Source organism: Amycolatopsis sp. NPDC114503, assembly GCF_055633655.1.
Map to the genome: position 1 here is coordinate 160,971 of NZ_JBVKDT010000009.1, position 20,180 is coordinate 181,150.

Consider the following 20,180-nt stretch of genomic DNA (forward strand, 5'->3'; position numbering starts at 1 on the left):
GGTCAGCGATAGCCTTTTTCGAGAGCCGCCTTGGTATCGGCGTCGACCCGGTCCGCGGCGGCACCGCTCAACGCGCGGCGAGGCGGACGGCACGCGCCGCCCTTGCGGCCGGCGATGTCCATCGAAGCCTTGATCGCCTGCACGAACTCGGTCTTGGAATCCCAGCGCAGCAGCGAATGCAGGTCCCGGTACAAAGGGACCGCCGAGGCGATGCCCTGGGCTTGCCCCGACGTAGCCAGGTCGTAGAGCTTCTTCGACGCGACCGGCAATGCGTTCGGATATCCGGCGATCCAGCCGACCGCCCCCGCGATGCCGAGTTCGAGCACCACGTCGTCGCTGCCGATCAGCACGTCGAGCCCAGGAGCGAGTTCGGCGATCTCGTAGGCGCGCCGGACATCGCCGGTGAACTCCTTGACCGCCACGATGAGGTCTTCCGCGAAGAGCCGCGCGAGCAGGTCGGGGGTCAAGTCGACCTTGGTGTCGTACGGGTTGTTGTACGCCACGATCGGAAGTCCCACCGCGGCAGCGGCGCGGTAGTGCTCGACGACAGCGTCGGCGTCGGCCCGGTACGCGTTGGGCGGGAGCAGCAGCACCGAGTGCGCGCCGGCTTGAGCCGCCTGCTCGATCCACCGGCAGGTCTCTCCCGAGCCGTATGCGGCGGCGCCGGGCATGACCCCGAAACCGTCAGGTGCGGCCGCGACCGCGACTTCGACGACGCGCGCCCGTTCCTCGTCCGTGAGGGTCTGGTACTCCCCCAGCGAACCGTTGGGAGTCACGCCGTCCATGCCGTTTTCGGCAAGCCACCGGACGTGCTCGGCGAAACCTTCGTAGTCCACCGAGAGGTCGTCGTTGAACGGCAGGGCGGTCGCGACATGGATGCCGCGCCAAGGTCGGTCCACCGGGCTCATCGGGTCTCCCTGGTTCCGGCAGTGTGTCATGTGACATTGCACTGAAACTCTGACATGAGCCTTCCCCCTTCCGCAACCGTCCGGGCGCGTCGGCCTCGGCAAGGCCCCCGGTCAGTCCACTATGGACACAGCCGGACGCGATCGGCTCGCTCCCTATGACCTGGGTCACTCCGCCCTCATGCAACCTCCCAGCAGCCACGAGGCCTGTACCCCGTGTGGAGCAAGACGCCAGCGGTGCGTGGTGGGAGGACGAGTTCGTCGCGTACGTCACGGCGTCCTCGAGTTCCCTGCGCGCCACCGCGTTCGTCCTGTGCGGAGACTGGCACCGGGCCGACGACCTGCTGCAGGTCACCTTCCTGAAGCTCTACCGCGTGTGGCCGAGGCTGGTCCGGCGGGGCGAGCTGGACGCCTACGTGCGGCGGATGGTCGTGCGCGCGTTCCTGAGCGAAAACCGGCGGAAATGGCGTTCGCGCGAGCACCTTTCCGCGGAGGTGCCGGACGTCAGCACGGCACCGGAGCCCGACCATGCCCAGCGGCTTTCCGTGCGCGCGGCTCTCGACGGCGTCCCGCCGAAACAACGCGCGGTTCTCGTGCTGCGTTTCTGGGACGACCTCAGCGTCGACGAGACCGCGGCCGCTCTCGGCTGCACGGCCGGCACCGTCAAGAGCCAGTCCGCGCGCGGGCTGGCGACCCTGCGCAAACGCCTCGATCCCAGTCAGCTCGGGCACTTCCCCGGCCTCGCATCCCAGGAGGGGCGGGCATGAACGACGACGAAGCACGCGCGGTGATCCTGCTCGCCGGGCCGGTGGACGTGCCGCCGCCCGGCGTGGATCCCGAGCGGCTGCTGTCGGAAGGCCGCAAGCAACGCCGGCGGCGGAACCTCGCCGTCGTCGGCGGGAGCGCCCTGACGACGGCACTGCTCGTAGTCCTGGTGACAGCGATGGCAGGCCAAACCGGTCCGGCCACCGCGCCGCAGATCGTCGAGCCCGCCGTCGCGCCGACCGCGGGAACCCTGCCCAGCCGCGAATCCCCGGTTCCCAGCACCACCGGCCACACCCCCGACCCGACGTCCGGCGCCAGTTCCCCCGGCATGTCCTCCCCCGGAACCGCCCCGAACCGCACGACGACCACGGGCCACCCCACCAGCCACCGCTGACCGGTCCCGCTCCACGAGAAAGAACCCTCTTGACGACGCTTGCCGAACCCACCGCCTTCACCCCGCCGGCGATCCGCTGGCACCAACGCCCGTACGTCCGCGCGCTCGGCGCGTACCTGTTCATCCGCGTGTTCAGCGTCGCCCTGCTCGCGCTGTTCGCCGCGAGGACCGGCCAGCCCCTCATCGGCCGCCTCACGGCCTGGGACGGTCAGTTCTACCTGGACATCGCCGACTACGGCTACTTCGGCACCACACGCGGCTTGTACGACGCAGCGGGGAACTACGCGCCCTACACACCGCTCGCGTTCTTCCCGGCGTACCCGACCTTGCTCCGCGTCCTCTCGCCGATCACCTTGGGCAGCACGGTCCTGGCCGGGCTGCTCGTGAGCACGGTCGCCGGATGCCTCGCCGCGGCCGCGATCTTCCGGCTGGCCCAACGGATCGACGGCCGAGCGCGCACCGGGTTGCTGCTGGTGGCGCTGTGGGCCGGAGCCCCGCTCGCCATCACGCAGTCCATGGTCTTCACCGAAGCACTGTTCACCGCCTTCGCCGCCTGGACGCTCGTCGGAGTCGTCGAGCGCCGCTGGCTGCTGGCCGCCGCGTGCTGCGTCGGCGCGGGCCTCACGCGTTCGACCGCGGCGGTCCTCATCGCCGTCGTCGGCGTCGCCGCGGTGATCGCCTTCATCCGCACCCGCGACCGCTGGACGACCATGATCTGCGCGGTGCTGTGCCCGCTCGGACTGCTCGGCTGGTGGATCTTCGTCGCGGTCTGGACCGGCAGCCCGACCGGCTGGTTCGACCTCGAATGGGACAACTGGCGAACCCGCTTCGACGGAGGCCGCGAGGCGGCGGAATTCTCCTGGCAGAAACTGGCATCCGGATCCTCGGCGATGGAAACGCTGACCGTTTTCGTCGTGCTGGGCGCGGCCGTGCTCGCCGTCCTGCTGGCGAAAACACTGCGCCCGCTGTCGAGGTGGTGGCCGCTGGCGGCCTACGGCGCCGGGATCGTGGTGCTGGTCGTGGGCACCGCGGGCCTCCCGACCGTCAAGCCGCGCTTCCTGATCCCCGGGTTTATTCTGCTGTTCCCGATCGCCCGCGGTCTCGCCGCCCGGCGTCCAGGCACCGCAGTAGCCGCGACGGCCGCCTTCATCCTCATCGGCTGCTGGTTCAGCGCTTACTCCCTCACCGGCTGGCGCTACGTCATCTGACCGGCCGCCGGAAATGACCCGCTGTGCTCGTGCGCCGGGATCCGAACGAGACCGCGGGACACGGTGTTTGCCCGGCGATCCAGACGAACACCATGCCCCGGGCCGCAGGCAGGAAAACGTCGAACCCGGGGTGCGCCTCGAACCCGGTGCCTTCCCTGCCCGTTCCCGAATGGCTCGCGCGCGGATTTCTTCCGGCTCGAGGTTTCCGCTTCGGGCGGCTCTCGGTCGTCGGTTCGGCAGCGGGAAACGATCACAACGCCGTAGGCGGCCAGGCCGGCAGCACGGCGGTCCGCGGCCGGAGAGCGGGCATCGCGCGGGGCTCGACGCCGATCTCGGCCATGGCGCGCCGGTACATTTCGTGGCGGCGGCGGGCTTCCCCGATCCGGCCCGCCGTGATCAGCACCTTGATCAGGTTCAAATGCGCCTGCTCGTCGTAGGGGTCGTCCTCGAAGAGGCGCAAGGTGTGGCGGACCACCTCGTCCACGTCGCCGCTGGTCTGGCAATGGTGGATCAGGGCGCGCAGCACCGCCTGATGCAAAGCGCGCAGTTCTTCGACCGTGTGCTGGGCCCAGTCGGCATACGGATCGTCTTCGAGAAAGTCGCCCGCGTAGAGGCCGGCGGCCCGGTACATCAGGGCCACGGCGTCGGCCCGGCCGACGCGATGCGCTTCCACCGCGGAAACGGCGGTCCCGCGGAACTCCGCGACATCGATGCTCACCAGGTTCGCGTCCAGCCAGACCGACGTGCCGTCGGTGCGCACCGGCTGCGGATCGTCTTTGACCGGCTGCAGGACCTGGCGCACGGTGCTGAGCAGCACCGACAACCGGTTGCTGGACTTGCCGGGATCGACGCCGGGCCACAGGACTTCCATCAGCTGGTCCCGGGGCACGGGCCTGCTGCGCGAAACGAGGACCTTCAACAGATCTCGTGCCTTGCGCGACTGCCACGCCGTCCTCGGCACGGCAACGCCGTTCCGGGTGACCCGGAAAGTGCCCAGCGCGTGGATCGCCACGGTGCGCGGCGCTTCGGTCGCCGGGCGAAGATCGTTCGCACCGCACTCGACATCCGGACCGAGGCCGTGCGGAGGCACCACGGCCAGCTTGCCGCCGGCAGCGGGGCCAGGCAGGGAGACGGTCGCAGCGGCCCAACCGACCGCGGAGCCTTCCGGGCCGAGGCCTGTCTCTCCTCGCGTCTCGGAGTCTTCGCGCGGCACGTCCGCGCCGACTGCCGATCCGGGGGCGGCGGATGCTTTCCGGCTATCCGTCGAGGCGGTGCTAGGCAAGCTTAGTCGCATTGATCTCACCTGGAAGGCCTTTGCCTTGTTGGTCTTTTCCCGTCGAATGCCGGGATTTCCCCGCGACGAGCGGCCGGAAAATCCGGCGGCACACCCCCTCGCCGAGACGACCGCGGGCGGCTCAGACCGTTCCCCGGCCTCCTCGGCCGCCTCCCGATCTTCCCGGCCCGCGCCCGCTATCCGACACCAGTCGCTTTCCTTCGACCGGAATCCGCTGTAGTGGCGGACTCCTGGTACCGATTCCGCCGTTTCGACGAGGTCCTGGGTATGCCGGATGCTCATACGCGCCCTTCGCCGACGGAGTGCTTGTCCTGCCCACATCCAGTCGTTGAAAATGGCACTCCGTTACCCTCGGAAACGAAATTGCTCCATTCGTGGGATTAGCCCCCGAATGGAGCAGCGTGCTGCGGATTAACCGCGGACTAACCTCCGGCGAATGCCCTTAAGGGAACGCTAAGCCTGCCGGAAACCCCATTTCTTAGCCTTCCGTCCGTCCACGAATCGCAGCCGGAAGAGGTGGCTCGGATGACGGCGCAGGACGAGGCGAACTACGAGGTCTACTGCCTCGCCGACCGGCTGTTCTACGACCAGCCGACCCGTCACGCCGGCGAAAGCACGGACTTCGCGGCCACCGCGCGCACGGTTCCGCACGGCTGGGCACACGAGTCCAGCGACACCTGGATGTACTACGCGCCCGAGGATGCGGCGCTTCCGGCACAGGGCTGGAAAATCCATGTTTCGTCCCGGCTGGAGGACGCCGAACGGGTTCTGGACACGGTCTGGGAATTCTGCGAAAGCAACCGTATCGCCTTCAAATTCTTGCGCAGCAGAAATGTTGCGGTGCTGTTCAACGCCAAATCGGCATTCCGGGGATCGAGCGGAAAACTGGTCACTATTTACCCGGATTCGGACATCCGGTTCGAGGCCGTGCTCGCCGAACTGGACGGCCTGCTCAGCGGAGTGGCCGGCCCCTACGTCCTCAGCGATCTTCGCTACGGCGACGGGCCGCTGTATGTGCGGTACGGCGGCTTCACCGAGCGTTTCTGCGTCTCGGAGAACGGCGAGCGCGTGCTCGCCATCGAAAACGCCGAGGGTGCGCTGGTGCCCGATGTGCGCGGCCCCACGTTCGCGCTCCCGCCGTGGATTCGGCTGCCGTCCTTCCTGGAGCCGCACCTCGCCGCGCGCGCGGCCATCACCACCGCGGATCTGCCGTACGCGATCGAGAGCGCGATGCAGTTCTCCAACGGCGGCGGCGTCTACCTCGGCCGTGACACTCGCACCGGCGACCAGGTCGTGCTCAAGGAAGGCCGGCCGTACGCGGGCCTCGACGTGGCAGGCCGCGACGCGGTGACCCGGATCGGGCACGAGCGCGACATGTTGACCCGGCTCGCCGGGCTCGACGTGGTGCCTGCCGTACTCGACTCCTTCGAACTGGGAGAACATCAGTTCCTCGTCGAGGAATTCGTCGACGGCAACCCGCTGCAGCGCCTGCTGGTGCACCGCTATCCGCTGACCCATCCCGATCCGGAGCCGGAGAAGCTGGCCGAATACGTCGAGTGGGCGCTGGGCATGCTGGCCGAAGTCTCCGCCGCGGTGGCCGCGCTGCACGGACGCGGCGTCGTGTTCGGCGACCTGCACCCGGAGAACATCCTGGTCACGGCCGAGGGCCGGCCGGTGCTGATCGACTTCGAGGTCGCCACCCTCGCGGAAGAGAAGGCCCGCTCGTCGCTCGCGCACCCGGCGTTCTCCGCACCCGCCGACCGGCTCGGCACCGAGGTGGACCGGTACGCGCTCGCCTGCATGCACCTGGGCATGTTCGCTCCGCAGGCCACCATCACGACACGGTTCGACCCCGGCAAGGCACGGCAGATCGCGGAATACGCCGCCGAGGTCTTCCCGTTGCCTCCGGGCGCACTGGACGAATCCGTGCGCATCATCGAGGGCGAGGAGCCGGGGCCGTCCCGGATGCCCGGGCTTCCGCTGCCCGGAGTGTCCGCTTGGGACGATCTGCGGGCCGCGCTGCGAACCTCGATCCTCGCGTCCGCCACACCCGACCGCGACGACCGCCTCTTTCCCGGCGACATCGCACAGTTCCTGCCCGGAGGCGGCATCAGTGTCGCCTACGGCGCGGCAGGCGTGTTGTACGCGCTCTCCGCCACCGGCGCGGGACGCTTCTCCGAACACGAGGACTGGCTGCGCAAACACGCGTTGACGCCGGCCGACGGCGCCGCCACCGGCTTCTACAACGGCCTCCACGGCGTCGCGTATGTCCTGGCCGAACTAGGGCATCGACAAGACGCGCTGAGAATCGTCGAACGCTGTCTCGCGATGCCGGCGGACGCGGCCGAACTGGGCTTGCACGGCGGGCTGGCCGGCGTCGGGCTCAATCTCCTGCACTTCCGGGCCGACCTCGGCCTCGAGCCCGCGCTGTCGGTGGTCGACCAGGTCTCCGACCGGCTGGGCGGCGTGACCGACGTCCCCGAAATCAGCGGGGGCGACCATCCCCGGGCCGGGCTGATGTTCGGATCGGCCGGACCGGCGTTGCTGTTTCTGCACGCCTACGAGCAAACGAGCGACCTTGGCCTGCTCGATCGCGCGGAAATCGCGCTGCGCCAGGACCTTCGCCGCTGCGTCCGCGCCGAGGACGGCACTGTGCAGATCGACCAAGGCTGGCGGACGCTGCCCTATCTCGACGAGGGCTCGGCCGGGATCGCGCTGGTGCTGGAACGCTATCTGCGCCACCGCCCGGACGAAGAACTCGGCGAGATGCTGGCCAGGCTGCGCGGAGTCACCCGGAGCGACTACTTCGTGCAGTCCGGCCTTTACACCGGCCGGGCCGGGATGCTCCTGGCCGCGGAACCGTCCGAAGCGGACAGCTTGGTCCGAGGTTTGGGCTGGCACGCGGTGCCCTGCGGCGACGGGCTCGCGTTCCCCGGCGACCAGTTGCTGCGCCTGTCGATGGACTTCGCGACCGGGACGGCGGGCGTGCTGTTCGCGCTCGGCTCGGCGCTGCACGGCGAACCGGTCCGGCTCCCGTTCCTGGCCGGCCCCGAGAACCCGGATGCCACTGGGCATTCGTCAAGTGACGACCAATCGAAGGAGGTGTAATCACATGGCACTTCTCGACCTGCAGGGCATGGAGGCCCCCGGCGGCAAGGGCGGCGGCGGCGGTTCCACGCTGACCGTTCTGGGCTGCGCGTCGCACACGCCGAGCAACGTCAGCCTGCTGCTCTGCCACTGACGCTCGACGGGTCCCGGGCGGACTTGGTCTCCGCCCGGGACCCACCCTTCGCGAAAGGAGCGGCCGTGCTTGCCGAACGCCTGCCGATTGTCGACGACCTGCACGGCTGCCTCGTGCCCGACCCCTACCGGTGGCTCGAAGACGCCGCCGGCGCGCAGACCCGGCGCTGGCAGGCCGCCGAGGACGACCGTTGGCGCACGCACGCCGTCGCCCTGCCCGGACGCGAGCGGCTGCACCGGGACGTGCGGCGGCTGAGCGCGATCGGGGTGGTGACGGCCCCCCGGTGGCGCGGCGGCCGGCAGTTTTTCCTGCGCCAGGAACCCGGTCAGGAACACCCGGTGCTCTATGTGTCCGAATCGGACGGCCGGCAGCGGGCGCTCGTCGACCCGACGGCGCTGGACAGCGACGCCGCGGTGACGCTCGACGCGTGGCACCCCAGCCACGACGGCGCCCGCCTGGCGTTCCAGCTATCCCGGGGCGGCACGGAGAACTCCGTTCTGCACGTGCTCGACGTCGGCTCGGGCGAACCGCTCGACGGACCGATCCACGGATGCCGGTACACGCCGGTCGCGTGGCTGCCCGGCGCCGACAGCTTCTGCTACGTGCGGGAGCGGCGCGTGTGGCGGCACCGGGTCGGCGCCCCGGTCGAGCAGGACGTCGCGGTAACAGGCCGGACCGGGTCGCTCGGGCTGGAAATCGATCGGGACGGCCGGTGCCTGGTGCTCGCCGAAGGCACCGGTTTGTGGCTCGTAGACCCTGACACCGGCGCGGAGCGGACTGTCCACGAAGGACCGGACGGCCGCGCTGCCGCGTTGCCCCACAAGGATCTCCTGTACCTCCTCACCGACAAGGGCGCACCGCGCGGCCGCGTGTGCGTGGCCGACGTGTCCGCGCCGTCGCAGTGGCGCGAGTTGATCCCGGAAGATCCGACGGCGGTGATCAGCGACGTAGCGATGCTGGACGATTTCCTCGTGGTGAGCCGGATCCGGCACGCGATCGGCGAGATGAGCCTGCACGACCTCAGTACCGGCGACCGGGTCGCCGACGTGCCGTTGCCCGGCGCCGGATCGCTGGGATCAGTGTCCACGCGCGGCAACGAGGCGTGGTTCAGCTACACCGACAGCGTGACGCCGGGCGCGGTCTACCGCTACGACGCCGAAACCCGCCGAACGACGCTCTGGGCGGGAACGCCCGGCAGGAAAGCGCCCGACGTGCTCAGCCGGCAAGTGACCGCCACGTCCCCGGACGGCACCTCGATCCGGATCGTGGTCCTCGCTAAGCCCGGCACCGGACCGCGTCCGACGATTCTCTACGGCTACGGCGGTTTCGGCGTTCCGCTCACGCCGTCCTACTCCAGTTACATCCTCGCGTGGGTCGAGGCGGGCGGCGTCTTCGCGTCCGCGCAGGTGCGGGGCGGCGGCGAGGAGGGGGAAGAATGGCACCGCGACGGAATGCTCGACCGCAAGCAGAACGCCTTCGACGACTTCGTCTCCGCAGCCGAGCACTTGATCGCCGAAGGCTGGACGACACCGGCACATCTGGGCATCTGCGGCGAGTCCAACGGCGGCTTGCTGGTCGCGGGCGCGCTGACCCAGCGTCCGGAACTGTTCGCCGCCGCGGTGTGCTCGGCGCCGGTGCTCGACATGGTGCGGTACGAGCGGTTCGGCCTCGGTCCGCAGTGGCGCGAGGAGTACGGCTCCGCCGCGGATCCCGAGCAATTGGCTTGGCTGCTGGGCTATTCGCCGTACCACCGGGTGGAGAAAGGCGTCGCTTACCCGGCGGTGCTGTTCACGACGTTCGGCGGGGACACCCGGGTAGACCCGATGCACGCCCGCAAGATGTGCGCGGCGCTGCAGTGGGCGACCTCGAGCGGACGTCCGGTGTTGCTGCGCCATGAGCCCGACGCCGGCCACGGCGCGAGTTCGGCAACCCGGGCGATGCGGCTGGCGGGCGACCTGCTCGCGTTCCTCGCCGAGCACACCGGGCTGGACCTCGCATGATCACTTTCGGCGACGTGGTGCGGCGCGCGGGCGGCTGGCTGCCGTTGATCGGGCTCGCCGGGCTCGTCGGCAGCCTCGGCACCCTCGCGTTGCCCACCGTGCTGGGCCACGCGGTCGACGCGCTGATCACCGGGCACAGCCGCGGTGTCTGGGTGGTCGCCGCCGCGTGCCTGATCGCCGTCAACGTCGTCTTCGACGTGGTGGACGCCTACGCGGGCACCGCCTGCATCGCCGGGACCACGGCGTGGCTGCGCGATCGCGTCGTGCGGCACGTGCTCGCGATCGGTCCGGCCCGCGCCGCCCGGTTCGAGACCGGCGACCTGGTCACGCGGGTCTCGGGCAGCGCCGTCGAGGCCGCGCAAGCCGGCCCCGCCGTCGTCACCACGATCTCGGCGGCGCTGCCGCCGATCGGCAGCCTCGTGCTGCTGGCCTGGATCGATCTGTGGCTCGCTCTCGCCTTGCTGGCCGGACTGGCGCTGGTGGTGGTCGTGTTGCGGACGTTCGCGGTGCGCAGCGCGGCGGTGATGCTCGCCTACCAGCAGACGCAGAGCGCGATCGCGGCCCGGCTCGCCGAATCCCTCGGCGGGGCGCGGACAATCGCCGCCGCGGGCACGGTCGGCGCGGAGGAACGCCGGGTGCTGGCGGACCTGCCGAAGCTGCACGAACACGGTGCCGGCACCTGGAACGTCCTGGCGCGTTCCAGCGCGCAAGCCACCTTGGTCGGCCCGCTCGTGCTGGTCGCCGTGCTCGCCGCGGGCGGGATCGAGTTGCTGCGCGGCCGGATCACTCCCGGCGAACTGTTCGCCGCCAGCCAGTACGCGGTGATCGGCGGCGGGCTCGGCGCGTTGACTGGAGTCTTCAGCAGGCTCGCCCGCGCCAAGGCGGGAGTGCGCCGGGTCGGCGAAGTCCTCGCGGCCGAACCGGTTTCCTACGGCGCCAAAGCGTTGCCGGACGGCCCGGGTGCCGTCGAGTTCCGCGGCGTGAACGTGCGCGCGGACGACACGGTGTTGCTGGAGGACGTGAACCTGAGCGTCCCGGGCGGGGCCGCGGTGGCCGTCGTCGGCGCGTCCGGAGCGGGCAAGTCGGTGCTCGCGGAGGTCGCCGCGCGCCTGCGCACCCCGGACGAAGGCGAGGTCCTGCTCGACGGAGTCGCGCTGGCGGCGCTGGACCATCGCGCGTTGCGGACCGCGGTCGGATGCGCGTTCGAGCGGCCGGTGCTCGTCGGCGCGTCGATCGGGGACGCGGTGTCCGCCGGGCGCGAGATCGACGTGCGGGCCTCGGCGCGCGCCACGCACGCGGACGAGTTCGTCAACCGGCTCCCGGACGGCTACGGTACGCCGCTGGCCGAGGCGCCCTTGTCCGGCGGCGAATACCAGCGGCTCGGCTTGGCCCGTGCGTGGCCCGCCCAGCGCCTGCTGGTCCTCGACGACGCGACGTCCAGTGTGGACATGGTCACCGAGATGCAGATCGCCCGCACCCTCACCGACGACCACGGCGAACGCACCCGGCTGATCGTCACGCACCGCGCGGCGACCGCGGCCCGCGCCGACCTGGTGGTCTGGCTGGCCGGGGGCAAGGTCGCCGCGACCGGCACCCACGACGAGCTCTGGGCGCGGCCCGATTACCGGGAGGTCTTCGGATGAGGCGCGAAATTTCCTTTGGCCTCAAGGCGATGCCACGCGGGCCGGTGGTGGCGTTGCTGCTGTGGTCGGTGCCCGAGGCGCTGCCCGCCGCGCTGTCCGGCTTCGCGGTCGCGCGCGCGGTCGACTCGGGTTTCCTGGCCCATCGCCCGGCCGTGGGCCTCGCGTGGCTCGGTCTGCTGCTCGTGGCCGCTGGGTTGGGCGCCATCGGCTCACGGCAGGTGTACCGGCTGCTCGGCTCGCTGGTCGAGCCGTTTCGCGACACCCTCGTGCACAAGGTCGTCGGCGGGGCGCTGGGGCACGCGGTGCGCGGGCGCGCCGACGACGGGGCCATCGCGCGCCTGACCCACCAGGTCGAGATCGTCCGCGACACCTACGCCGGACTGATCGTCGTGCTGCGCGGGTTCCTCGTCACCGTCGTGGGCGTCGTCGTCGGAATGGGGTCGGTCGACCCGGTCATCGTGGCCTTGCTGCTGCCGCCGTTCCTGCTGGGGCTCGGCCTTTTCCTGGGCACGCTCCGCCTCGCCGCCGAACGATTCCGCCGGTCGGTGCACGCCGACGAGCGCCTCGCGGTCACCGCGGGGGCCGTCCTGGCCGGCACTCGCGACATCGCCGCGACCGGCGCCGAAGAGCATTCCGCGGACCTGGTCGCCGGGCCGATCCGGGCGCAAGCCGACGCCGAGCGCGCGATCGCCACCGTCACCGCGGCCCGCACTCTCTGCCTGGCAGTCGGCGGCTGGGTGCCGCTGGTCGTTCTGCTCGTCGCCGGACCGTGGCTGGTCAGCCGCGGCCTGACCGCCGGCGCCGTGATGGGCGGCCTCACCTACGTCCTCATCGGACTCCAGCCGGTGTTGCGCAACCTGATGACCGCGGTCGGCGGCAGCGGCCTGCGGTACGCCGTCACCGTCGGCCGCATCCTCGACGCCGCTGAACTGCCCGCCGAACCGGAGCGCCGCGCCGAGACCGGTCGCGGCGGCGAACTGACCGTCCGCGACCTCACGTTCGCCTACGGCTCTCATGCCGAACCCGTCTTGAACGGGCTCGATCTCGTCGTGCCGCCGGGCGACCACCTGGCCATCGTCGGTCCCAGCGGCATCGGCAAGTCGACGCTGGCCGGTCTGCTCTGCGGGTTGCTGCGCCCCACTTCCGGCGCGGTCTTGCTCGGCGACGTACCGGTCTCCGACTTGTCCGCGCAACGGCTTGCTCAGTTGCGCACGCTGATCCCGCAGGAGGCCTACGTCTTCGCGGGCACCGTGCGGGACAACCTGACCTACTTCGCGCCGGACGCCACCCCCGAGGCAGTGGCGCGGGCGGTCACCGAAATCGGCGCCGACGAACTCGTAGCCCGGCTCGGCGACGAACTCGTGCCGTCGGCGTTGTCGGCAGGCGAACGGCAGCTGATCGCGCTGGTGCGCGCCTACCTCTCGCCGGCCTCGGTGGTGGTCCTGGACGAAGCGACGTGCCATCTCGACCCCGCTGCCGAACGCCGGGCAGAGGAAGCGTTCGCCCGGCGAGACCGCACGTTGATCGTGATCGCGCACCGGATCAGCTCGGCGTTGCGCGCCCGCCGGGTGCTGGTGCTCGACGGCACCGGCGCCGTCGCCGGGGATCACCGGACGCTGCTGGAAACCTCTCCGCTCTACCGGGACCTGCTCGGTCACTGGAACCCCGATCGCCGCCTGGAGGAAGTGTGACGACCGCCAATCCGCTCGCGCCGCTCACGGCCGACGAGATCGCGGCCGCGTCCGCGATTCTCAAGGGCGCCAAGGGACTCGGCGCCATGGTGCGGTTCATCAGCATCGAGCTGCACGAGCCGGCCAAACGCTCCGTGCTCGACGGGGTTCCGGTCGAGCGCGAGGCGTTCGCGGTCCTGCGCGACCGGGACAGCCGCACCACGATCGAGGCCGTGGTCTCGATCACCCGCGGGGAATTGGTGTCCTGGCAAGAGATCCCCGGCGCGCAGCCGGGCTTCTCCCGCGACGAGTTCGCCGAATGCGACGCGGTCCTGCGCTCCGACCCCGGTTTCCGGGAGGCGTTGCGCCGCCGGGGAATCACCGACCTGGACTCGGTCGCGATCGACCTGTGGGCGGCGGGCAACACCGGACCGGCCGAGGCCCCGCAGCGGCGGCTGATGCGCCCGCAAGTCTATGTGCGGCAAGGGATTTACGACAATCGCTACGCGCACCCGGTCGAAGGGCTGACCGCTCTGGTCGACATCGACCGGATGGAGGTCGCGGAACTCGCCGACCACGGCGTCGTGCCGGTCCCGCGACGGCACGGCAATTACATTCCGGAGCTGATCACCGGCGAGATCGAGGGCTACCCGGACAACGTTCCCGCGTTCGCCGCGACCCGCGACGATCTGCGACCGCTGGAGATCACGCAGCCGCACGGCCCGAGCTTCACGATGGACGGCTACGACCTGAGCTGGCAGCGCTGGCGCCTGCGCGTCGGCTACACGATGAGGGAAGGCCTGGTGCTGCACCGGATCGGTTACGACGACGGCGGACGAGAGCGGCCGATCGTGTACCGGGCCTCGATGTCGGAGCTGTACGTGCCCTACGGCGATCCGAACCCGTCGCAGCGGGTGAAGAACGCCTTCGACATCGGCGAGGGCGGCATCGGGCCATGGCTGAACTCGCTCGCGCTCGGCTGCGATTGCCTCGGCGAAATCCGCTACCTGGACGTCGTGATGTGCGACGACGACGGCGCTCCCGTGACGCTGCCCAACGCCATCTGCATTCACGAAGAGGACGACAACCTGGCCTGGAAGCACACGGACGGCAACCTCGGGCACGCCGAAACCCGCCGGCAACGCCGGCTCGTGGTCTCCTGCTGGGCCACGGCGAACAACTACGATTACGGGTTCTTCTGGTACTTCTATCTCGACGGCACCATCGAGTTCGAGGTGAAGCTGACCGGCATCGTCTCCACCGGCGCGTACGAAGGCGACGCTCCGCTGTATGGCACCGCGGTCGCTCCCGGCCTGTACGCGCCGAACCATCAGCACTTCTTCAACATGCGGCTGGACATGTCTGTCGACGGCGAGCACAACAGCGTGTACGAAGTGGACACCGTCGCCGTGCCAGACTCCGAGCAGCACAACGCGTTCGCCGCGCAACCGACGCTGCTCGCCCGGGAAAGCCAGGCGCAGCGGCTGGCCGACCCGCTCGCCGGTCGCAATTGGACAGTCGTCAACCCGTCGGTCCGCCACCACACCGGCCGCCCGGTCGGATACCAGCTGATGCCGGGGACGAACATCCTGCCGCTGGCCCAGACCGGGTCGCAGACGAGCAGGCGCGCGGGCTTCGCGTACCGGCATTTGTGGGTCACCGCCTACGATCCGGACCAGCGCTACGCGTCCGGCGATTACCCCAACCAGCGTCCCGGCGACGACGGACTCGTCGAATACGTCCGAGCCGACCGACCGCTCGTGGACACCGATGTCGTTGTCTGGTACACGTTCGGAGCGAACCACGTGCCGCGCCCGGAAGACTGGCCGGTGATGCCGGTGTCCAAGGCGGGCTTCCATCTCAAGCCAGTGGCGTTCTTCGCCGCGAACCCGGCGCTGGACCTGCCGAGGCCCGGACATCAGTGCTGAGACATCCGGCGGGGCGAGGGCAGCGCCGGCCGCCTGGTTTCGACGTTCGGCCCGCAAGACTCCTGTCCGCCGCGGCACGTCCGGGCGACGCCGGAGATGATGGGGTGTTTGGCGCGGGCGACTTCAAACGGAGGTTCCGTCGGTGGCGACGGCGAGCAGGTCCGCGGCGGCGGCCGACAGCGCCTCGGGGAATCCCTTGCCGTCGCGGTGTTCCTCGGCCATCCAGCGTTCGGTGGTCAGTCGCAGCACGGACAAGCCCAGGTCGGTCGCCAGCCGCGCGGTTTCGGGGGCGATGCCGCGGTCCAGCAACGCGGTCGTGAGCGCTTCCGAAATCGTGACGAGCTTGATCAGTTCCCGTTCCCGCAGCGGGGGATTGGCCGCGATCACCGTCGCTCGGCGGAGCAGGAATTCGCGCGGACGGAATACGCGCGGCGCGGTGGCGAAGGCGGCAAGCAGGGTGGGCAGCGCGGGAGTCCCCGGCGGGACGGCGCCGATCGCGGTGACGAACTCGGTTTCCAGTTCCTGACTGCCCCCGAACAGCACCTCCCGTTTGTCGGCGAACCACCGGTAGAACGACCGCTCGGTGAGGTTCGCGCGCTGGGCGATCTGCGCGACCGTCGTGCGGTCGTAGCCCTGTTCCTCGAACAACGCCAGCGCGGCCTGTTCGAGCCGGTTCCGGGTGTTGCCCTCCCATCGCGCCATGCGCCCAGTGTAGCGACAGCAGATGCTGTCATCACTCTGGTAGCGTCGGTGACGACAGCTTCTGTCATCACTCGCGAGGAGACCTGAGATGCGCACCCTTCGTTTTCACGAGCACGGTCCGGCGGGCGAGGTCTTGCGGGTCGAGGACGCGGAGGCGCCGAACCCCGGCGCAGGGCAGATCCGCGTCGCTGTTCAGGCGTGCGGCCTGAATCCGGCGGACTGGGCGTTGTGCGAGGGCCTGTTCGCCGGTGACCTGCCGCGCGGGGTCGGGCTTGAGGTGTCCGGCACGGTCGACGCGCTCGGCGAAGGCGTGGCTGGCGTGGAGATCGGCGACCCGGTGTTCGGCTGCGCGCCGTTCACCGGGCCGACCGCGGGCGCGTCCGAGCTGGTGTTGCTCGATTCGTGGTTCCCGCGTCCGGACGGGCTCGACGCGGTCCACGCCGCGGCGTTGCCGATGGCCACCGGGACGGCTTATGCGGCACTCGACGCACTCGGCGTCGGCTCCGGCAGCACCCTGCTCGTGCACGGAGCGGGCACCACCACGGGGTTGGCCGCCACGCAGATCGGACTCCTGCGGGGAGCGCGCGTTCTAGTAACCGCAGGTGAGACGCACGCCGAGGCGCTCCGCTCAGCTGGCGCGGAGGTCACCAGCTACCAGGACGGAATCGCCGAGCGCGTGACGGCGCTGGCCGGGGGGCCGGTCGACCTCGCGCTGGACGCGGCTCCGTTCAGCGGCGCGGTGGCCGAACTCGTGCGCACGGTCAAGGAACCCGGACACGTGCTGACGCTCGACCTCAGCTCCGACGAACCCGGGGTCCAGACCATTGTCAGTTCGGGCGCCCAGCCGCGCTACGACATCCTCAGCGAGTTCGCGTCGCTCGCCGCCCAACGGCGGTTTTCGGTTCCGGTGTCCCGGATTTTCCCGCTGGACGACTGGCGCGCCGCGCTCGAACTGAGCCAGTCGCGGCGGGCGCGGGGCAAACTGGTGCTGGCGATCTAGCTCGCGCCGAGCATGCGGAGGACCAGTTCGCCGTACTCCTTGCCCAATTCGGCAGGCGTCTGCCGGGTCCGTTCGCTGTACCAGCGCGCGACGTCGACGCCCAGCGAAAGCACGGCCCGCGCCGCGATTCCGACGTCGCCGACGGTGAACGCGCCGGACTCGACCCCGTCGGCGATCACCTCGCGCACGCGCTGCTCGATCTTCCGCCGAAGCTGTGCGACGACCTGATATTCCTTCTCCGGCAACGCATTCAGCTCGTACTGCACCACGCGCGCGACGGTGTGCCGCCGCGCGTGCCAGGCGACGAAATCCTCGACGAGCAGCCGCATCCGCTCCACCGGGCCGGTGACGCGCCCGATGACGTCCTCGACGAGGGCGAGCGTCTGCTCGTGCCCGTTGCGGCTGATCGCGAAAAGCAGCGCGGCTTTCGAGGGGAAATGCACGTACAGTGCAGCCGGGCTCATCCCGGCCGCGCCGGCGATGTCTCGGGTGGTGGTGGCGTGGTAGCCGCGCTCGGCGAACGACTCCACCCCGGCGAGCATCAGCCGGCGCGCGGTCTCGGGCTGCACGTCGGGCCACAGGTCGGCCGAAAGCGAGGTCATCCGGCGATCCTCCTCTAGTCCCGCGCCGGCCGGTGAGTCCGCCCGTCGTCCATTGAGTGTAAGCGCTCGCTCAGTGCGGAGTCCGGTGATGCGTCCGGACTCGGGGACGGCACGCCCGCGAACCTAGCGTGACCCCGCGGCCGAAGCCGGGGAAAACACCGTCTTCCGGCAGTAACCGGAGTCAGCCTCCGTAACGCCGGAACTCCAGGCGATCGAACTCGAACCAGGGCGCTGACCTGAGGTATGCCGACGCACCGCGGGTCAGCGGTCCGCACTTCGGCTCAGCCTGCTGTGGCAGCAGTCGCGGTACGCGACATCCGCTGTCGAGCCGATGCCGGACCTTGCCGCGATGCTGCTCCGGCGCGTCCTCCCCGGCAAAACCCGCGGCTCCCCACCAATCTCGGCCCGCCCGTCCTACGACTCACCGCCGAATCGTGAATGACCGAAGAACACCGCCACGGCAAAGGCTTCCCCGAAACCCGGTCAGCCGCCACAGACCTGCCCGCCGTCGCCACCCCCGCCTGAAGTCGCGTCTGAAGTCGCCCGCGCAAACCGTTCCGCAATCCGCGCCAAACGCCCCGTCAACTCCGGCGGGGCGTCCTCCACCACAAAGTCGAATTCCCACTGCGCGAGGTAAAACGGAATGTAGTCGAAGGTTTTCGCGCCGGTGCGCATCCGGCAGGTTTCGTCGTCGATCGGCTCGATCACCGCCGTAGTCGGCGAAACTCGCGCGGACAGCACCTCCGCCGGAGCCGACACCCGCAGCGTCACGATGTGCGGATACGGCGCGGTCGCGATCCGGCTCGACACATACGCGGCGAGGTCTTCGGCCGGTGGTTCCCTTGGCGTGAAACGGAAACTGGGTGTCGGGAGACCGTCGATGCGATCCAGCCGGAAGGTGCGCCAGTCGCTGCGGCCGAGATCCCACGCGACGAGGTACCACCGCCAGCCGGTGTGCACGAGCCGCAGCGGTTCGACGTCGCGTTCCGCCACGGCGCCCGCGTGCGTGCCGTAGGTGAACCGCAGCCGTTCGTTGTCCCGGCACGCGGCCGCGACCACGGTCAGCAGCTCCGCGTCGATCGTCGGCGCGCCGCCGGGGATCCGGACCATCGCCGAATCCATCGCCCGCACCCGGTGCCGCAGCCGCGCGGGCAGCACCTGTTCGAGCTTCGCCAACGCCCGCACGGACGTCTCCTCGATCCCCGACACGGTGCCGTTCGCCGCCGTCCGCAGGCCGACTGCCACCGCGACCGCCTCGTCGTCGTCCAGCAACAGCGGCGGCAACGCGGCGCCGGACCCCAGCCGGTACCCGCCCGCGACCCCCGGCGTCGCGTGCACCGGGTAGCCAAGCTGCCGCAGCCGTTCGACGTCGCGCCGGATCGTCCGGACGTCGACCCCCAACCGGCCCGCGAGGTCCGGACCAGGCCACTCGCGGCGCGCCTGCAGCAGGGAGAGCAGGCGCAACAGGCGTTCGGAGGTTCCGTACATGCCGGTCACTCTGCCACGGTTCGCGGACAGATTCGGTCCTCGATTGCCGGGGAACTGCCGCGCCGTGCGAAAGTGACGCATGCTCGACGACCTGCTCGCTGTCGCCCGCGAAGAGGCGGAAGCCGGAAAAGCCGAGGGCGGCGTGCCGATCGGCGCGGCCCTCTTCGACCGCGACGGGAAGCTCCTCGGCCGCGGCCACAACCGCCGCGTCCAGGACGGCGACCCGTCCCTGCACGCCGAAACCGCCGCCTTCCGCGCCGCCGGCCGTCGCCCGCACTATCGCGACACGATCATGGTCACGACCCTGTCGCCGTGCTGGTATTGCAGCGGCCTGGTCCGGCAATTCGGCATCCCGCACGTGGTGATCGGCGAATCGCGGACGTTCACCGGCGGCCACGACTGGCTGGCCGAGCACGGCGTCCGCATCGATCTGCTCGACGACCCGGCGTGCGTCGCCCTGATGACGGAGTTCATCGAGCGGGAACCGGCGCTGTGGTTCGAGGACATCGGCGAACCGACGTGACTCACGCCAGCGGCGAAAACTCCGTCGGCAACGCGATGATCGAGTCCGCGTCGAGGATCTCCTCCGGCGCACCCGGCGGCCACATCCCCTTCGCGTAAAGGTCGCGCCGGATCGCGAGCCGTTCGTCCATACTCGCGAACGGCCAGATCTGAATAATCCGATCCGGCCCGTCGAGCGCGTACATCACCACGGTCAGCGGATCGACCAAATGCCGCGCGGGCAACGCTTTGCGCCAGCCGTCGATCGTCGCGGTCAGCCCGCCCGGGCGGAGGTGGTAATCGCGGATCTCGTACACCGAACCGTATTTCCCCGGCCGCACCGGCGGGACGAACGGGAACGGCGCGAAACTCTGCAGCGACAGATCCGTCAGATAGTCGCCGCCGAACGGCTTGCGGCTGTGGCGCGCCCGCATCCGCTCCTCATCCAGCGCTTGCTGATCCCCGAACCCGCGCAGCACGACCATCCTGCCGAGCGGACCGTTCTCCGTCTGCCAGCAGCCGAGCAGTTCGCCGTGCCCCTCGACCCACGGCAGCACGCCTTCGGCGGCTTTCGGCCCGTCGAGCAGCCGAAACGACAGGATCGCCAGCTCGTAGCGGACGGCCTGCTGCTCCGGGGCGACGTCGGCTCCGCTGATCTGGACCGGTTCGGTCATGACGCTCCCGTTCGTTCGAAGATCGGCCGCTCCGAGGACGCCGCTGACCGGGGAGCTGCCTCCAGCGTGACACACCGTTCCGGCGGCGCCTGCCGAGCGGTTTCGCCCCTGCGTTGTTTGCCCGCGCGTCCGCGCACAGCTTCCCGATAGTCCCGCTCACCGGCG

General features: G+C 70.2%; 17 protein-coding genes. 11 read left to right on the forward strand and 6 right to left on the reverse strand.

The features are described 5' to 3' along the window. Positions 1-2: 2 nt before the first annotated feature. Positions 3-908 carry a dihydrodipicolinate synthase family protein gene (locus tag ACZ7OI_RS34120; protein WP_470268212.1) on the reverse strand — a complete coding sequence of 302 codons (906 nt, stop codon included), beginning with the start codon at positions 906-908 and terminating at the stop codon, positions 3-5. Between the two features lie 215 nt (positions 909-1,123). Between ACZ7OI_RS34120 and ACZ7OI_RS34125 the strand changes: the two genes are divergently transcribed. Genes ACZ7OI_RS34125 through ACZ7OI_RS34135 form a run of 3 tightly spaced genes read left to right on the forward strand, consistent with a single transcriptional unit; the run spans position 1,124 to position 3,272 of the window. Beyond that, the gene (locus ACZ7OI_RS34125) at positions 1,124-1,672 is read left to right on the forward strand and encodes a SigE family RNA polymerase sigma factor (protein ID WP_470268213.1); all 549 of its coding nucleotides are present in this window, start codon (positions 1,124-1,126) and stop codon (positions 1,670-1,672) included. Beyond that, positions 1,669-2,064 carry a hypothetical protein gene (locus ACZ7OI_RS34130; RefSeq protein WP_470268214.1) on the forward strand — a complete coding sequence of 132 codons (396 nt, stop codon included), beginning with the start codon at positions 1,669-1,671 and terminating at the stop codon, positions 2,062-2,064. The genes ACZ7OI_RS34125 and ACZ7OI_RS34130 overlap by 4 nt, the downstream gene beginning before the upstream one ends. A 29-nt stretch (positions 2,065-2,093) precedes the next feature. Further along, a complete protein-coding gene (locus ACZ7OI_RS34135; protein WP_470268215.1) occupies positions 2,094-3,272 on the forward strand; it encodes a hypothetical protein in 1,179 nt (392 codons plus the stop codon). A 250-nt stretch (positions 3,273-3,522) separates the two neighbouring features. Here the strand turns inward: ACZ7OI_RS34135 and ACZ7OI_RS34140 are convergent, their stop codons facing one another. After that, positions 3,523-4,362, reverse strand: coding sequence for an AfsR/SARP family transcriptional regulator (locus ACZ7OI_RS34140; protein ID WP_470268216.1), 840 nt, complete (start codon positions 4,360-4,362; stop codon positions 3,523-3,525). 729 nt (positions 4,363-5,091) lie between these two features. On the opposite strand from ACZ7OI_RS34140, the gene lanKC reads away from it, so the two are divergent. The 6 genes from lanKC to ACZ7OI_RS34170 all read left to right on the forward strand — a co-directional run bounded on the left by lanKC (position 5,092) and on the right by ACZ7OI_RS34170 (position 15,048). Then, complete coding sequence (lanKC, locus tag ACZ7OI_RS34145) at positions 5,092-7,674, forward strand: class III lanthionine synthetase LanKC (protein ID WP_470268217.1); 2,583 nt, start codon at positions 5,092-5,094, stop codon at positions 7,672-7,674. 4 nt (positions 7,675-7,678) lie between these two features. Next, positions 7,679-7,807, forward strand: coding sequence for a SapB/AmfS family lanthipeptide (locus ACZ7OI_RS34150; protein WP_116203144.1), 129 nt, complete (start codon positions 7,679-7,681; stop codon positions 7,805-7,807). Between the two features lie 65 nt (positions 7,808-7,872). Further along, positions 7,873-9,807, forward strand: a complete 1,935-nt coding sequence (locus tag ACZ7OI_RS34155) for a prolyl oligopeptidase family serine peptidase (RefSeq protein WP_470268218.1) — start codon at positions 7,873-7,875, stop codon at positions 9,805-9,807. Beyond that, positions 9,804-11,450: an ABC transporter transmembrane domain-containing protein gene (locus ACZ7OI_RS34160; protein WP_470268219.1), complete on the forward strand. Its 1,647-nt coding sequence runs from the start codon at positions 9,804-9,806 to the stop codon at positions 11,448-11,450. The genes ACZ7OI_RS34155 and ACZ7OI_RS34160 overlap by 4 nt, the downstream gene beginning before the upstream one ends. Continuing rightward, complete coding sequence (locus ACZ7OI_RS34165) at positions 11,447-13,141, forward strand: ATP-binding cassette domain-containing protein (protein WP_470268220.1); 1,695 nt, start codon at positions 11,447-11,449, stop codon at positions 13,139-13,141. Before ACZ7OI_RS34160 ends, ACZ7OI_RS34165 begins: the two co-directional genes overlap by 4 nt. Beyond that, positions 13,138-15,048 carry a primary-amine oxidase gene (locus ACZ7OI_RS34170; protein ID WP_470268221.1) on the forward strand — a complete coding sequence of 637 codons (1,911 nt, stop codon included), beginning with the start codon at positions 13,138-13,140 and terminating at the stop codon, positions 15,046-15,048. The genes ACZ7OI_RS34165 and ACZ7OI_RS34170 overlap by 4 nt, the downstream gene beginning before the upstream one ends. A gap of 123 nt (positions 15,049-15,171) precedes the next feature. On the opposite strand, the gene ACZ7OI_RS34175 is transcribed toward ACZ7OI_RS34170, so the two are convergent. Next, positions 15,172-15,750 carry a TetR/AcrR family transcriptional regulator gene (locus tag ACZ7OI_RS34175; RefSeq protein WP_470268222.1) on the reverse strand — a complete coding sequence of 193 codons (579 nt, stop codon included), beginning with the start codon at positions 15,748-15,750 and terminating at the stop codon, positions 15,172-15,174. 88 nt (positions 15,751-15,838) lie between these two features. Here ACZ7OI_RS34175 and ACZ7OI_RS34180 point away from each other — a divergent pair, with 88 nt between their 5' ends. Beyond that, complete coding sequence (locus ACZ7OI_RS34180) at positions 15,839-16,750, forward strand: NADP-dependent oxidoreductase (RefSeq protein WP_470268223.1); 912 nt, start codon at positions 15,839-15,841, stop codon at positions 16,748-16,750. Here ACZ7OI_RS34180 and ACZ7OI_RS34185 read toward each other — a convergent pair. Both ACZ7OI_RS34185 and ACZ7OI_RS34190 read right to left on the reverse strand, forming a co-directional pair. After that, entirely contained in the window at positions 16,747-17,352 is a 606-nt protein-coding gene (locus ACZ7OI_RS34185; RefSeq protein ID WP_470268224.1) for a TetR/AcrR family transcriptional regulator, read from the reverse strand. The genes ACZ7OI_RS34180 and ACZ7OI_RS34185 overlap by 4 nt on opposite strands. 483 nt (positions 17,353-17,835) lie before the next feature. Further along, entirely contained in the window at positions 17,836-18,840 is a 1,005-nt protein-coding gene (locus ACZ7OI_RS34190; protein ID WP_470268225.1) for a helix-turn-helix transcriptional regulator, read from the reverse strand. Positions 18,841-18,919: 79 nt separating this feature from the next. Between ACZ7OI_RS34190 and ACZ7OI_RS34195 the strand changes: the two genes are divergently transcribed. Then, on the forward strand, positions 18,920-19,363 hold the full coding sequence (locus tag ACZ7OI_RS34195; RefSeq protein WP_470268226.1) for a nucleoside deaminase: 444 nt from the start codon (positions 18,920-18,922) through the stop codon (positions 19,361-19,363). 1 nt (position 19,364) lies between these two features. On the opposite strand, the gene ACZ7OI_RS34200 is transcribed toward ACZ7OI_RS34195, so the two are convergent. Continuing rightward, positions 19,365-20,015, reverse strand: a complete 651-nt coding sequence (locus ACZ7OI_RS34200; RefSeq protein ID WP_470268227.1) for an NIPSNAP family protein — start codon at positions 20,013-20,015, stop codon at positions 19,365-19,367. Positions 20,016-20,180 lie beyond the last annotated feature (165 nt).